Origin of the sequence: Halorubrum sp. Atlit-26R, from assembly GCF_003666015.1 — an archaeon.
In the GTDB taxonomy this organism is placed as follows: Archaea; Halobacteriota; Halobacteria; order Halobacteriales; family Haloferacaceae; genus Halorubrum.
On sequence record NZ_QPLT01000321.1, the window covers coordinates 1 to 566 of the forward strand.

The following is a 566-nucleotide window of genomic DNA, read 5'->3' on the forward strand; positions in this document are numbered from 1 at the left end:
CACGTTCGTCCCCGCACTGAAGTTCACCGCGCGGCCGAGTACCGAGTCGCCGACGTACGAGAGGTGGCCAACCGAGGCGTCGGCCATCAGCACCGAGTTCTTCACCTCGACCGCGTGGCCGACGTGGGCGTCCGGACCGATCACCGTCGCCCCGCGGACGTACGCGTTCGGCCCAACGTCAGCGCCCTCGCGGATCAACGCAGGTCCTTCGACGTAGGCTCCCGAGCGCACTCGCGCGCCCTCCTCGACGACGACCGGCCCGTGGAGGTGGACCTCGTCTTCGACGGTGCCGGCGAGTTCGGGGTCGTCGTCGTACTCCGCGAGCGCCAGTTCGTTCGCCTCTAACAGCTCCCACGGACGCCCGACGTCGAGCCAGGTGCCGTCGTACCGCGCCACGTCGATCTGATGGCCGTCGTCGAGGAGGAGCTCGATCGTTGTCGTGATCTCGTACTCGCTGCGCTCGCTCTCGGGTGTTCTGTCGATATACTCGAACACCTCTGGCCCGAACGCGTAACAGCCGACGTTCGCGAAATTCGTCGGCGGGTCGGCGGGCTTCTCGACGATGC

Annotated in this window: 1 protein-coding gene; it reads right to left on the reverse strand. The window is 67.3% G+C overall.

The genetic code is table 11. From position 1 onward, the window contains the following. Nucleotides 1-566, reverse strand: a 566-nt coding sequence (locus DVK07_RS20765; RefSeq protein WP_255410505.1) for a sugar phosphate nucleotidyltransferase, incomplete at both ends; no start/stop codon positions are given.